The sequence below is a fragment of the Bradyrhizobium guangdongense genome (assembly GCF_006483445.1).
GTDB classification, from domain to species: domain Bacteria; phylum Pseudomonadota; class Alphaproteobacteria; order Rhizobiales; family Xanthobacteraceae; genus Bradyrhizobium; species Bradyrhizobium guangdongense_A.
On sequence record NZ_PPPT01000224.1, the window covers coordinates 1 to 12439 of the forward strand.

The following is a 12439-nucleotide window of genomic DNA, read 5'->3' on the forward strand; positions in this document are numbered from 1 at the left end:
CCGAGCAGCTCGTCAAGAAATGGGAGCGGCTCAACGCCGACGACGAAATCGACGTCGTCCACGACATGACCGCGCTCACGCTCGACACCATCGGCCTGTGCGGCTTCGACTATCGCTTCAACTCGTTCTACCGGAGCGACTACCATCCCTTCGTCGAGTCGCTGGTGCGCTCGCTCGAAACCATCATGATGACGCGCGGCCTCCCGTTCGAGCAGATCTGGATGCAGAAGCGCCGCAAGACCTTGGCCGAAGACGTCGCCTTCATGAACAGGATGGTCGACGAGATCATCGCCGAGCGCCGCAAGAATGCTGACGCGACCGACGACAAGAAGGACATGCTGGCTGCGATGATGACCGGCGTCGACCGTTCGACCGGCGAGCAGCTCGACGACGTCAACATCCGCTACCAGATCAACACCTTCCTGATCGCAGGCCATGAGACCACCAGCGGCCTGTTGTCCTACACGCTCTACGCGCTGCTCAAGCACCCCGACATCCTGAAGAAGGCCTATGACGAGGTCGATCGCGTCTTCGGGCCCAATGTCGATGCAAGGCCGACCTATCAGCAGGTGACGCAGCTCACCTACATCACGCAGATCCTGAAGGAGGCGCTGCGGCTGTGGCCGCCGGCGCCGGCCTATGGCATCTCGCCGCTCAAGGACGAGACCATCGGTGGCGGCAAGTACAAGCTCAAGAAGGGCACCTTCACGACGATCCTGGTGACCGCGCTGCATCGCGACCCCAGCGTCTGGGGTCCGAACCCCGACAATTTCGATCCCGAGAACTTCAGCCGTGAGGCCGAAGCGAAACGTCCGGTCAACGCCTGGAAGCCGTTCGGCAACGGTCAGCGCGCCTGCATCGGTCGCGGCTTCGCCATGCATGAGGCCGCGCTCGCGCTCGGCATGATCCTGCAGCGCTTCAAGCTGGTCGACCATCAGCGCTACCAGATGCATCTGAAGGAAACCCTGACGATGAAGCCGGAAGGCTTCAAGATCAAGGTTCGCCCGCGCGCCGATCGCGAGCGTGGTGCCTATGCGGGACCGACCGCGGCGACGGCGAACGCCGGTGCGTCAACGCCGCGCGCCACCGCACGGCCCGGCCACAACACGCCGCTGCTGGTGCTCTACGGCTCCAATCTCGGCACCGCCGAGGAAATGGCGGCGCGCGTTGCCGACCTCGCGCAAGTGAACGGTTTTGCCAGCAAGCTCGCGCCGCTCGACAATTATGTCGGCAAGTTGCCGACAGAGGGCGGCGTGCTGATCTTCTGCGCCTCCTATAACGGCGCGCCGCCGGATAATGCCACGCAGTTCGTGAAGTCGCTGCATGGCGGCCTGCCGAAGGATGCCTTCGCAAATGTCCGCTACGCCGTGTTCGGTTGCGGCAACAGTGACTGGGCGGCGACCTATCAGTCCGTGCCACGCTTCATCGACGAGCAGCTTGCGGCCCACGGCGCGCGCAGCGTCTATGCGCGCGGCGAGGGCGATGCCCGCAGCGACCTCGACGGCCAGTTCGAAAAATGGTTCGCGGCGGCCGCGCCGGCCGCGATGAAGGAGTTCGGGCTGGCGGCGAATTTCAGCCGCAGCGCCGACGACGAGGCGCTCTACAAGGTCGAGCCGGTCGCGCCCGGCGCGGTCAACGCCATCGCGGCGCTTGGCGGCACCGCGGCGATGAAGCTCGTCGCCAACAACGAGCTCCAGAACAAGGATGGCCCCAATCCGTCGGAGCGCTCGACACGCCACATCGAGGTGCAATTGCCGCCCGGGGTGACCTATCGCGTCGGCGATCATCTCAGCGTCGTGCCGCGCAACGATCCCGCGTTGGTCGATGCGGTCGCGCGCCGCTTCGGTTTCCTGCCGGCCGACCAGATCAGGCTCGGCGTCGCCGAGGGGCGCCGCGCGCAGCTGCCGGTCGGCGAGACCGTCTCGGTCGGTCAGCTCCTGACCGACTTCGTCGAGCTGCAGCAGGTCGCGACCCGCAAGCAGATCCAGATCATGTCGGAGCACACGCGCTGCCCGGTGACCAAGCCAAAACTACTGGCGTTCGTCGGCGACGATGCGGAGGCGAGCGAACGCTATCGCAGCGAGATCCTCGCAAAACGCAAATCGGTGCTCGACCTGCTCCTGGAATATCCGGCCTGCGAATTGCCGTTCCATGCCTATCTGGAAATGCTGTCGCTGCTGGCGCCGCGCTATTACTCGATCTCGTCCTCGCCCTCGGTGGATCCGGCGCGCTGCAGCGTTACCGTCGGCGTGGTCGAGGGGCCGGCGGCGTCCGGCCGCGGCATCTACAAAGGCATCTGCTCGAATTATCTGAGCGATCGCCGCGTCGGCGACACCATCTACGCCATCGTGCGCGAGACCAAGGCGGGTTTTCGCCTGCCGGACGATTCAGCCGTGCCGATCATCATGATCGGACCGGGCACAGGGCTAGCACCGTTCCGCGGCTTCCTCCAGGAGCGCGCCGCGCGCAAAGCCAAGGGCGCGACGCTCGGGCCGTCGATACTGTTCTTCGGCTGCCGCCATCCGGATCAGGATTTCCTCTATGCGGACGAGCTGAAGTCGCTCGCCGCAGGCGGCATCACCGAGCTGTTCACGGCGTTCTCGCGCGCCGACGGACCGAAGACCTATGTGCAGCACGTGCTCGCCGCGCAAAAGGACAAGGTCTGGCCGCTGATCGAGCAGGGCGCGATCATTTACGTCTGTGGCGACGGCGGCAAGATGGAGCCGGACGTGAAGGCCGCGCTGGTTGCGATCTATCGCGAGAAGAGCGGTGCGGATGCCGCCGCTGGCGCGCGCTGGATCGAGGATCTCGGCGCCAAGAACCGCTACGTGCTCGACGTCTGGGCGGGCGGTTAGCTGCGGATTGCGGAATCGTAGGGTGGGTTAGCTGTGCGGCTGCGCGAAGCGCAGGCCGCGCGGCGTACCCCCCTCTTTGGTCTCCGCGTCAACAGAAGTGGTGGGTTACGCTTGGCGGACTGCGCCTTGCGCAGCCGCTACGCTAACCCACCCTACGAAGTCCGGCCGTGCTAAAGCACTCCCATGATTCCCTGGGTCAAACTCGGCACCGCGCGCATCCCCGGCACCAAGGACGAACTCCGCCTGATGCGTCGCGGCAAGGAGTTTTCCATCAAGCTCGGCACCAACGAGCTGATGAACAGCCGCCTGTCGGGCTCGGAGGTGGCGCTTGCGACGCTCGCGGCGAAGAAGATCGAGAAGGTCGCCAAGCCGCGTGTGCTGATCGGCGGGCTCGGCATGGGCTTTACGCTGCGGGCCGCGCTCGGAGTGCTCGGGAAGCAGGCGAAGGTCGTGGTGGCCGAGCTGGTTCCGGAGGTCGTCGCCTGGGCGCGGGAGCCGATGGCGGAGATTTTTGGCGATAGCCTCGACGACCCCCGCGTCGATATCCGCGAGGCTGACGTCGCGGGGATCATCAAGGATCATCCCGGGACATTCGATGCGATCCTGCTCGACGTCGACAACGGTCCGGAAGGTCTGACCCGCAAGGCGAACGATGGGCTGTATGATGCCGCAGGGCTGAAGATCGCGCACACCGCGTTGCGGCGCGGCGGGGTCCTTGCCGTCTGGTCGTCCGGCCCGCATCCGAAATTCACCAGGCGGCTTCAACAGGCCGGATTTGACGTCAACGAAGTCGCCGTCCGCGCCACCGGACGAGGCGGCGGCGCGCGGCACGTGATCTGGATCGCGACGAAGGCCTGACGCGGTCGCCCAACGCGACCGTCAGAACATCGTGTTGTTGTTCGCGGGATTTTCGGGGATCGGCTGCACGACGTCCCAGTGCTCGACGATCTTGCCGTTCTCCAGCTTGAAGATGTCGACGATCGCGCTGCCCTTGGTTCCGGGCTCGCGAACGGCGTGGACGTGAAGAATGACGTAGTCGCCGTCCACGAACGAGCGCTTGATCTCGCTCTTCGAGTTCGGAAACTTTTCGCGCAGGAAGCCGATGAATTTGCGGAAACCGTCGGGACCGTCGGCCGCATTGGGATTGTGCTGGACATAGCGGTCGCCGACATGGGCAAGCGCCGCGTCGGCGTCCTTCTGGTTGAGGCCCTTTTCGTAGAAGGACAGCACGGTCTGGCGATTGGCTTCTTCCTGCGCGCTCGCGGCCAACGCTGCGCCGCTGGCGCCGGACAGCATCAGAAGCGAGGCGGCAATCATGGCGAACGGTCGGACGACGAGGTGCATGTGAGCTCCGTGAGGCCGCAGCCTTCCCTTGCGATTGAGAAAGGCAAAGATAGCCGTCGCGCCGGCTCTCGGTAAGAGAGTAACCGCTGGCTCACATGGTCACTGCGAGGAGACCTGTTGCGGAGGTCTACGCCGCCTTCGCCGCCGCGCGATGCGCGTGCTCGTCGATCGCGCCGATGATCTCGGGCCAGAACCGCGCCGGCAGCGCATGGCCCATGCCGTCGATCATCAACAGCTTCGCGTTCGGGATCGAGGCTGCGGTGTCCTTGCCGCCTTCGGGGCGCACCAGCGGATCGACGGTGCCATGGATGACCAGCGTCGGCGCGGTCACCTTGTGCAGCCGTTCCTTGCGGCTGCCTGAGGCCAGCACCGCGCGCAACTGGCGGCCGACGCCGGCGGGGTTGAGGCCGCGGGCAAAGGTGCGCTCGGCGCGGCCGGGATCCAGCGCTTCCTCCTCGGGAAAGCTGCCGGCGCGCAGCACTTTCCAGGTCCTGCCAAAGCGCTCGATATATTCTTCCTTGCTGCGCGGCGGCGGCGCCATCAGCATGGCTGCGGCTTCGCGGGTCGGCGGCGGCACGCGCGGATTGCCCGTGGTCGACATGATCGAGGTGAGCGAGCGCACGCGCTGCGGAAACGACAGCGTGACCTCCTGCGCGATCATGCCGCCCATGGACGCGCCGACCAGATGCGCGGACTTGATGCCGAGCGCATCCATCAGCCCGACCGTGTCCTTGGCCATGTCGATGAGCTTGTAGGTCGCAGCGACCGGAATTTTGAGGAACCGCAGCTTGAGCAGCTCGAACGGCGTCAGCCGTTTGCCGCCGGTCATGTGGCTGGACTTGCCGATGTCGCGATTGTCGAAGCGGATCACGCGAAAGCCGCGCGCGGCGAGCTGTTCGCAGAACGCATCGTCCCAATGGATCATCTGGGCACCAAGCCCCATGATGAGCAGCAGCGGCTCTGCGTTCGCATCGCCAAAAATCTCGTAGCAGATGTCGATGCCGTTGGCGCGCACGATCTGCGGCGGTTGATGGGCAGAGGCGTTCACGGACCGCTCCTTGGATAACCGGTTGGACGTATCAGTTCTATCGCATGGTTTCCCGCCGCAAAGAAGCCTCCCGGGTTGACCGGCTCGCCGCGACGGTGTCGTATGGCGGAAAAAGAAGGGCATCCCAAAAAGCCCTCGTGAGTGGAGGACGCCGATGACCGACAAGATCAACGATCCCGTTGCCATGTGGCAGAAAATGGTTGGCGAGATGGAGCAAGGCTTCAACTCTTTCGCCAACAAAGCCATGGCCTCGCCAGAATTCTCGCAGGCGATGAACCGCGCGGGAGGCGTTGCTGCAGGTGCTCAGAAGCAGCTCGGCGAGCTCATGGAGAAATACCTCGTCACGATGAACCTGCCGAGTCGCGAGCAGGTCACGGGCCTTGCCGAGCGGTTGCAATCCATCGAAGGCCAGATCGGCGAGATCAAATCGATGCTGAGCCAGATGGCCGCGAGTTCCGGCGTGGCGCAGGGCATCGACACCACGCCGCGGCCGCCGCGCACCAAGCGTCCACCGTCCGAAGGTGGAGAGCAGAAATGAATGCATCCGCCGGCACGCTCGATTTCGCATCGATCCCGGAACGCATCCAGTCCGAGGTGCAGCGCGCGATCCAGCGCAGCATCAAGGGCGTCGAGTATTTCTCGACCTCCGGCCCGACGTTGGGGTCGACGCCGAAGGACGTGCTGCATTCGCGTGGCACGATGAGCCTCTATCACTACCGGCCGCAATCCGACGAGCTCTACCGCATACCGGTCTTGATCGTGATGGCGACCACCAACCGCGGCTACATCCTCGATCTCGTGCCGGGCCAGAGCTTTATCGAGTTCCTGCTCAAGCGCGGCTACGACGTCTACATGCTGGACTGGTCAGCGCCGCGGCCGGAGGAGAAGAGCCTGCGGATGGAGGACTACGTCCTCGATTTCATCCCGGACTGCGTCCGCCGCGTGCAGCAGGATTCCGGCGAGACGGACGTCTCCGTCATCGGCTATTGTTTTGGCGGCGTGCTGTCGCTGCTCTATGGCTCGATCTTCCACGACGGGCCGATGAAGAACCTGATCTGCTTCACCACGCCGATCGATTTTCGCGAGATGAAGCTGTTCTCGAACTTCTCCGACCGCCGCTACTTTGACGTCGACCGCCTCGTCGACAGCGTCGGCAACGTGCCGCCGGAGATGATTTTGTCGTCGTTCGAGATGCTGCGCCCGGCCTCGCGCACCGCCAGCCAGATCCAGCTCTGGGAGAACATCTGGAACGACGAGTTCGTGAAGTCGTACCGGATGTTCGACCGCTGGGCGACCGACACGCTGCCGCTCGCCGGCGAATATTTCCGCACCATTACCAAAGACCTGATGTGGGACAACAAGCTGTTCAACGACACCATGTCGGTCGGCGGGCGCGCGGCAAAGCTCGAGAACATCAAGGTGCCGATCCTGCATGCGGTCGCCGAGCACGATCACATCGTGCCGTATGATGCGGCAAAGCATCTGATCACCAAGATCGGGTCGACGGACAAGGAGGAGGTGATGCTCAAGGGCGGTCACGTCTCCCTCGTCGCCGGCGCCAATGCCATCAAGCGGCTGTGGCCGAAACTGGACTCCTGGTTGGGGAAGAGATCGACATGAGCGAAGCGCGTTCCTACCCGCGTCACATCAAGACCGACGCCGGCGATATCGAGATCCGCGTGATGTCGTCCGCGGACGAGCCCGCGGTGCTGGCCTTCGGCCAGGCCCTGCCGACCCATGATCTCCTGTTCCTGCCGCGCAACATCAGTCAGCCAAAGGTGCTGTCAGCCTGGGTCAAGGAGATCGAGCGCGGGGCGATCACGAGCCTCCTTGCGGTGAAAGACGGCAAGGTCGTGGGCTGCGGCACGCTGGTGCGCGATCCGCATTCCTGGTCGCCCCATGTCGGCGAGATCCGCATGGTGGTGTCGGTCGATGTGCGCGGGAAGGGCGTCGGCCGGGCGCTGTCGCAGGAGACCTTTGCGCTGGCCCTGGGAGCGGGCCTGGAAAAGCTGTCGGTGCAGATGACGGTCGACCAGCAGGCGGCGATCACGCTGTTCGAGAGCCTCGGCTTCAAGGCGGAGGCGCTGCTGCGCGACCACGTCCGCGACGTCGATGGCAAGACCCACGACATCGTCGTGCTCGGGCACAACATCGCGCAGGTCCAGGCCCAGATGGAGGCCTATGGGCTTCCGGGCGCCGTCCAGCGCTAGGAGCGCCGCCCCAACTAAAGTCGCAGGAGCGACGGACCCCGGTCGGCCAGGGAGGCAGCACCTTGCCCGCCATTAAGGCTGTTCACGATTTTGTGATATCGCGCTGCAACATGATTGTTGCGATGCACCATTAACTATGCCATATAGGAGTTGCCCCGGGCCAATCAGGACGGGGTGAGCCCATAGCTCAACCCCCTGAGGATGGAGAGACCCCTATGACCACTGAAACCAACACCGCTTTCGAAGGCTTCAAGGACGCGTTCAAGAACATCCAGAACATGGAAGTTCCCGAGTCCGCCCGCGAGTTCGTCAAGAAGACCGCCAACACCGCGAAGGATCGCGCTGCCGAAGTGCTCGCTGGCTCTGAGCGCGTGACCGCCGCTCTCGAGAACGCCGCGACGGAATCCGTCACCGAAGCCGGCAAGATCAGCCGCAACATCCAGCAGGCGATCTTCCAGGACGCCGAGGCGTTCTTCGCCGGCATCGAGAAGCTCGCGTCCGCCAAGTCGCTCAACGAAGCCGTCCAGATCCAGTCGGACATGCTCCGTGCCCGTGGCGAAGTGTTCGTCTCGCGCGCCAAGGCGACCTCCGAGTATCTCGGCAAGCTCGCCGCCAACAGCGCGAAGTCCGCTCAGGACAACTTCGCGAAGGTCTACAACAAGACCGCCTGATTGCGTTGCGTGAGTTGAGTTGAAACTGTGTTTTGAGGCCCGCTTCGGCGGGCCTTGTTTTTTGTGCACAGTCATTGAATCCGTAGGGTGGGTTAGCCGAAGGCGTAACCCACCACTTCTCTTGACACGGAAGCAGAAGAGGTGGGTTACGCTTCGCTAACCCACCCTACGAAACAGCAATGACGGGTACTGTGAAGCCACCATGACCCCACCCGCCAGCTTCTCCTTCGACACGCCCGGCGACGCGCAGCGCGCGGCGGAGCTGCGACGCGTTAAGGCGCTGGCGACGCTGGTGCTGGCCTCGACGCTGGCGCTGTTCGTGGTCGCGAAGTGGCTCCTCAACGTGCATCCGGTGTTCGGCTTCGTCGCGGCGTTTGCGGAGGCTGCCACCATCGGCGGCCTCGCCGACTGGTACGCCGTGGTCGCACTGTTCAAGCGGCCGCTGGGCCTGCCGATCCCGCACACCGCCATTATCCAGAGCAATCAGGAGCGCATTGCCGAAAAGCTCGGCGAGTTCATCGAGGTGCATTTCCTCGAGGCCGCGCCGGTCGAAGCCAAGCTGAAGCAGATCGATTTCGGCTCCTTTGTCGCCGACTGGCTGCGCGATCGCAAACGCAGCGACGACCTCGCCCGCTTTGCGTTGCGCCTGTTGCCGGAGGCGGTGTCGGCCACCGAGACCTCCGGCCTGATGACCTTCATCATCCGCCGCATGTCCTCGCAGCTTCAGTCGATCGATCTCGCGCCGCTTGCCGCCGGCACGCTGCGCGGCTTCGTGGAGGAGGGGCGGCACCAGGTGTTGTTCGACGATCTCCTGCGCGTGATGCACGACACGCTGACGGGTACGGAAACCATGGCGATGATCCGCGAAAAAATCCGCGCGGAGCTGCCGACCTTGCTGCGCTTCTACCGCGCCGACAGGTTTCTGGTGAACAAGATTGTGGCGTCCGCAACCGCCTTCTTCGACGAAGTGCGCAGCGATCCCAAACACCCGTTCCGCGGCGAGTTCGACCGCATGGTGCTGAGCTTCGTCGACCGGCTCGGCACCGACCAGACCTATATCGACCGCATCGACGGCCTGAAGCGCGACCTGCTGGCGCGGCCCGAGCTCGCCGATCTCGCGCGCACGGTGTGGGCCAACACGCGCGCCTTCATCGAGCGCAGCGCCTCGGGCGAGACGCAGGTGCTGCAGCATCATCTCGCGGGCATGTTCGTTGCGGCGGGCGAAGCGCTGGCTGGTGATGCCGAACTGCGCGGCGAGATCAACAAAGGCCTCGTTGCGGTGCTGCGCAGCTTCATCGCCGACCAGAAGAGCGGCGTCTCGACCTTCATCTCCGACCAGGTGAAGTCGTGGAATATGACGCAGTTGATTTCGCTGATCGAAATCAACATCGGCCGCGACCTGCAATACATCCGCTTCAACGGTTCGCTGATCGGCGGCCTCGCGGGACTGGCGCTCTACTCCGTAGAATTCCTGCTTCGAATGCTGTGACTATTGCGTCACGGTCGTTAGCATTAACGCGGTGGCCTATTGTGGCCTTGCGCCTCACCCGCTTGAATATCGGGAACCGGCCGCCTAGCTGATTCATGTTGCGCTGCGGAACGTTCAAGAAGCCGGCGAATTGGAATTCTCACCCCACACGCCGTCGCGGTTCGCGGCTGGCTTCCAGAGGAAACCTTGATGACCGCCACTGCCCAGACCCTGTCTCCGCCGTCTCGCACCCTGATGTTTCTGGAGGGGCGCGCGATCCACGAGCTGGGCGCATTCCTCGGCGCGCTGCCGCTGCTCTCGCTGGCGCCGCGCGGTGACGGCCATCCGGTGCTCGTGCTGCCGGGCCTCGTTGCGTCCGATGCGTCGACGCGGCCGCTGCGCAGCTTCCTCAGGGGTAAAGGCTACGCCGTCAGCGGCTGGCGCCAGGGCCGCAACTACGGCCTTCGTCCGGGCGTGCAGCACGCGATGGTCGATCTCGTCCACGAGCTCAACGACACCCATGGCCGCAAGGTCAGCCTGGTCGGCTGGAGCCTCGGCGGTCTCTATGCGCGCCAGCTCGCCAAGATGATGCCGGATCGCGTGCGCCAGGTGATCACGCTCGGCAGCCCCTTTGCCGGCGATCCGCGCTCGACCAACGCCTGGCGCGTCTATGAGTGGGCCAGCGGCCGCAAGGCCGACGAAGAGGATCCGCGCTTCGGTGGCGCGCTCGCCGAGCCGCCGCCGGTGCCGACCACAGCCATCTTCAGCCGCACCGATGGCGTGTGTGCCTGGCAGGGCTGCATGGAAAAGACCTCGGCGCAGACCGAGAGCATCGAGGTCGAGAGCAGCCATTGCGGCATGGGCCATCATCCCGCCGCCGTCTACGCCGTCGCCGACCGCCTCGCGCAGGAGGAAGGCGAGTGGCAGCCCTTCGATCGCAGCGGCTGGCGCAGCATGGTGTATCCGAACCCGCATCGGTAACCTCTTCACCTCGCCCCGCTTGCGGGGAGAGGTCGATCGCGAAGCGATCGGTGAGGGGGACTCTCCACGAGTCCAACTCCCACTGTTTCTGCGGAAGCAGCCCCTCACCCCAACCCTCTCCCCGTAAGAACGGGGAGAGGGAGAGTAAGCAGCGGTGCGCGTCGCTTCCGGCCTCCATTGTCGCTCGTGCGCAAATCGCGCTATGCCTCGTGCATGGCGCATCCGCTCTCCCGCATCATCGATCAGCTCAAGCGCGAGCCGTCGCGCACCGGCTCCATCGTCATCACCGTGTTCGGGGACGCCATCGTGCCGCGCGGCGGTTCGGTGTGGCTCGGTACGCTGCTCGAATTCTTCGCAGGCCTCGACATCGACAGCGGCGTGGTTCGCACCGCGATGTCGCGGCTTGCGGCCGATGGCTGGCTGACGCGCGAGAAGGTTGGCCGCAACTCCTTTTATCGTCTCGCCGAGAAGGGGCATCAGACGTTTGAGGCCGCGACGCGCCACATCTACGATCCGCCGCCGTCGGACTGGACCGGCCGCTTCGAGCTGTTGCTGATTGGCAATGGCGAGGACCGGGACGCCTCGCGCGAGGCGCTACGCAATGCAGGCTTTGGCAGTCCGCTACCGGGCGTGTGGGTCGCGCCATCGGGCGTGCCCGTGCCGGACGAAGCCGCGGGTGCGATCCGGCTCGAAGTCTCGGCCGAGGACGACAGCGGCCGCCGCCTGCTTAGCGCGAGCTGGCCGCTCGAGCGTACGGCGGACGCCTATCTCAAGTTCATGAAGATGTTCGAGCCGCTGCGCGCAGCAATCGGCCGCGGCACTGGTCTCTCGGACGCCGACGCCTTCACCGCACGCGTGCTCCTGATCCACTATTACCGCCGCGTCGTGCTGCGCGATCCCTTGTTGCCGGAAAGCCTGCTGCCGGCGGATTGGCCGGGCAGGGCGGCCCGTACGCTGTGCGGCGAGATCTATCGGGCGCTGCTTGTGCCGTCGGAACAATGGCTTGATAGCCATGGCACCAACGAGAAGGGCCCCTTGCCGGCCGCCCGCAAGGTCCTCGAGCGACGCTTCGAAGCGTAGACTCTTGTTTTGATGCGTTTTCTTCACGCGAACCGGTACCCACTTCGCTCGAAAACGCTTTGGCCATTCATGTTACAGAAATATATTGCATTGGCGTATTTTTGATATATATTCGCTCCCAATAAATCGGGAGGACGCCCATGTACACCCAGGCGCTCAATGCGGCTGACGCCGATGACCGCAACGTCGAGGATGCGGCCAGGGCAGCAGCATTCCAGGCGCGCATCGATGCCGAGGAACGCATCGAGCCGAACGACTGGATGCCGGCGGCCTATCGCAAGACGCTGACGCGGCAAATCTCCCAGCACGCTCACTCCGAAATCGTCGGCATGCTGCCTGAGGGCAACTGGATCACCCGCGCGCCGTCGTTGCGCCGCAAGGCCGCGCTGCTGGCCAAGGTGCAGGACGAGTGCGGCCACGGGCTCTATCTCTATGCCGCCGCCGAGACGCTAGGCGCCTCGCGCGAAGAGCTGGTCGATGCGATGCTCACGGGCAAGGCAAAATATTCGTCGATCTTCAACTATCCGACGCTGACCTGGGCCGACATCGGCGTGATCGGCTGGCTGGTCGACGGCGCGGCGATCATGAACCAGATCCCGCTGTGCCGCTGCTCCTACGGTCCCTATGCGCGCGCGATGATCCGCGTCTGCAAGGAGGAGTCGTTCCACCAGCGCCAGGGCTACGAGATCATGGTGACGCTGTGCCGCGGCTCCGAGGAGCAGAAGGCGATGGCACAGGATGCGCTGAACCGCTGGTGGTGGCCGGTGCTGATGATGTTCGGC

General features: G+C 64.5%; 12 protein-coding genes. 10 read left to right on the plus strand and 2 right to left on the minus strand.

Annotated elements, in window-relative coordinates:
• Both C2U70_RS28820 and C2U70_RS28825 read left to right on the plus strand, forming a co-directional pair.
• Window positions 1-2855: bifunctional cytochrome P450/NADPH--P450 reductase (locus C2U70_RS28820; RefSeq protein WP_140982023.1), on the plus strand; the 2855-nt coding region annotated here is incomplete at its 5' end.
• Between the two features lie 183 nt (window positions 2856-3038).
• Window positions 3039-3713, plus strand: coding sequence for a spermidine synthase (locus C2U70_RS28825; protein ID WP_140982024.1), 675 nt, complete (start codon window positions 3039-3041; stop codon window positions 3711-3713).
• A gap of 21 nt (window positions 3714-3734) precedes the next feature.
• Here C2U70_RS28825 and C2U70_RS28830 read toward each other — a convergent pair whose 3' ends face one another.
• Together C2U70_RS28830 and C2U70_RS28835 are read right to left on the minus strand one after the other, a co-directional pair.
• Entirely contained in the window at window positions 3735-4199 is a 465-nt protein-coding gene (locus C2U70_RS28830; protein ID WP_140982025.1) for a nuclear transport factor 2 family protein, read from the minus strand.
• A gap of 127 nt (window positions 4200-4326) precedes the next feature.
• Window positions 4327-5247, minus strand: coding sequence for an alpha/beta fold hydrolase (locus C2U70_RS28835; RefSeq protein WP_140982026.1), 921 nt, complete (start codon window positions 5245-5247; stop codon window positions 4327-4329).
• A 154-nt stretch (window positions 5248-5401) separates the two neighbouring features.
• On the opposite strand from C2U70_RS28835, the gene C2U70_RS28840 reads away from it, so the two are divergent.
• The 8 genes from C2U70_RS28840 to paaA form a co-directional block, all read left to right on the plus strand.
• Window positions 5402-5785, plus strand: a complete 384-nt coding sequence (locus C2U70_RS28840) for a hypothetical protein (protein WP_140982027.1) — start codon at window positions 5402-5404, stop codon at window positions 5783-5785.
• Entirely contained in the window at window positions 5782-6867 is a 1086-nt protein-coding gene (locus C2U70_RS28845; RefSeq protein ID WP_140982028.1) for a PHA/PHB synthase family protein, read from the plus strand. Before C2U70_RS28840 ends, C2U70_RS28845 begins: the two co-directional genes overlap by 4 nt.
• Window positions 6864-7457 carry a GNAT family N-acetyltransferase gene (locus tag C2U70_RS28850; RefSeq protein ID WP_186294534.1) on the plus strand — a complete coding sequence of 198 codons (594 nt, stop codon included), beginning with the start codon at window positions 6864-6866 and terminating at the stop codon, window positions 7455-7457. The genes C2U70_RS28845 and C2U70_RS28850 overlap by 4 nt, the downstream gene beginning before the upstream one ends.
• Before the next feature lie 215 nt (window positions 7458-7672).
• The gene (locus tag C2U70_RS28855; RefSeq protein ID WP_140982030.1) at window positions 7673-8128 is read left to right on the plus strand and encodes a phasin; all 456 of its coding nucleotides are present in this window, start codon (window positions 7673-7675) and stop codon (window positions 8126-8128) included.
• A 202-nt stretch (window positions 8129-8330) separates the two neighbouring features.
• The gene (locus C2U70_RS28860; protein ID WP_140982031.1) at window positions 8331-9617 is read left to right on the plus strand and encodes a DUF445 domain-containing protein; all 1287 of its coding nucleotides are present in this window, start codon (window positions 8331-8333) and stop codon (window positions 9615-9617) included.
• A 189-nt stretch (window positions 9618-9806) separates the two neighbouring features.
• Window positions 9807-10577, plus strand: coding sequence for an esterase/lipase family protein (locus tag C2U70_RS28865; protein WP_140982032.1), 771 nt, complete (start codon window positions 9807-9809; stop codon window positions 10575-10577).
• Window positions 10578-10790: 213 nt separating this feature from the next.
• Entirely contained in the window at window positions 10791-11657 is an 867-nt protein-coding gene (paaX, locus tag C2U70_RS28870) for a phenylacetic acid degradation operon negative regulatory protein PaaX (protein WP_140982033.1), read from the plus strand.
• 140 nt (window positions 11658-11797) lie between these two features.
• Window positions 11798-12439 (plus strand): 1,2-phenylacetyl-CoA epoxidase subunit PaaA (gene paaA / locus C2U70_RS28875; RefSeq protein ID WP_140982034.1); only part of this gene is annotated, 642 nt, incomplete at its 3' end.

What these genes read in the sequence shown, in the direction of transcription:
- C2U70_RS28840 (WP_140982027.1), top strand. Translation starts at nt 5,402, where the DNA reads ATGACCGACAAGATCAACGATCCCGTTGCCATGTGGCAGAAAATGGTT.
- C2U70_RS28855 (WP_140982030.1), top strand. Translation starts at nt 7,673, where the DNA reads ATGACCACTGAAACCAACACCGCTTTCGAAGGCTTCAAGGACGCGTTC.
- C2U70_RS28825 (WP_140982024.1), top strand. Translation starts at nt 3,039, where the DNA reads ATGATTCCCTGGGTCAAACTCGGCACCGCGCGCATCCCCGGCACCAAG.
- C2U70_RS28860 (WP_140982031.1), top strand. Translation starts at nt 8,331, where the DNA reads ATGACCCCACCCGCCAGCTTCTCCTTCGACACGCCCGGCGACGCGCAG.
- paaX (WP_140982033.1), top strand. Translation starts at nt 10,791, where the DNA reads ATGGCGCATCCGCTCTCCCGCATCATCGATCAGCTCAAGCGCGAGCCG.
- C2U70_RS28845 (WP_140982028.1), top strand. Translation starts at nt 5,782, where the DNA reads ATGAATGCATCCGCCGGCACGCTCGATTTCGCATCGATCCCGGAACGC.
- C2U70_RS28850 (WP_186294534.1), top strand. Translation starts at nt 6,864, where the DNA reads ATGAGCGAAGCGCGTTCCTACCCGCGTCACATCAAGACCGACGCCGGC.
- C2U70_RS28830 (WP_140982025.1), bottom strand. Translation starts at nt 4,199, where the DNA reads ATGCACCTCGTCGTCCGACCGTTCGCCATGATTGCCGCCTCGCTTCTG.
- C2U70_RS28865 (WP_140982032.1), top strand. Translation starts at nt 9,807, where the DNA reads ATGACCGCCACTGCCCAGACCCTGTCTCCGCCGTCTCGCACCCTGATG.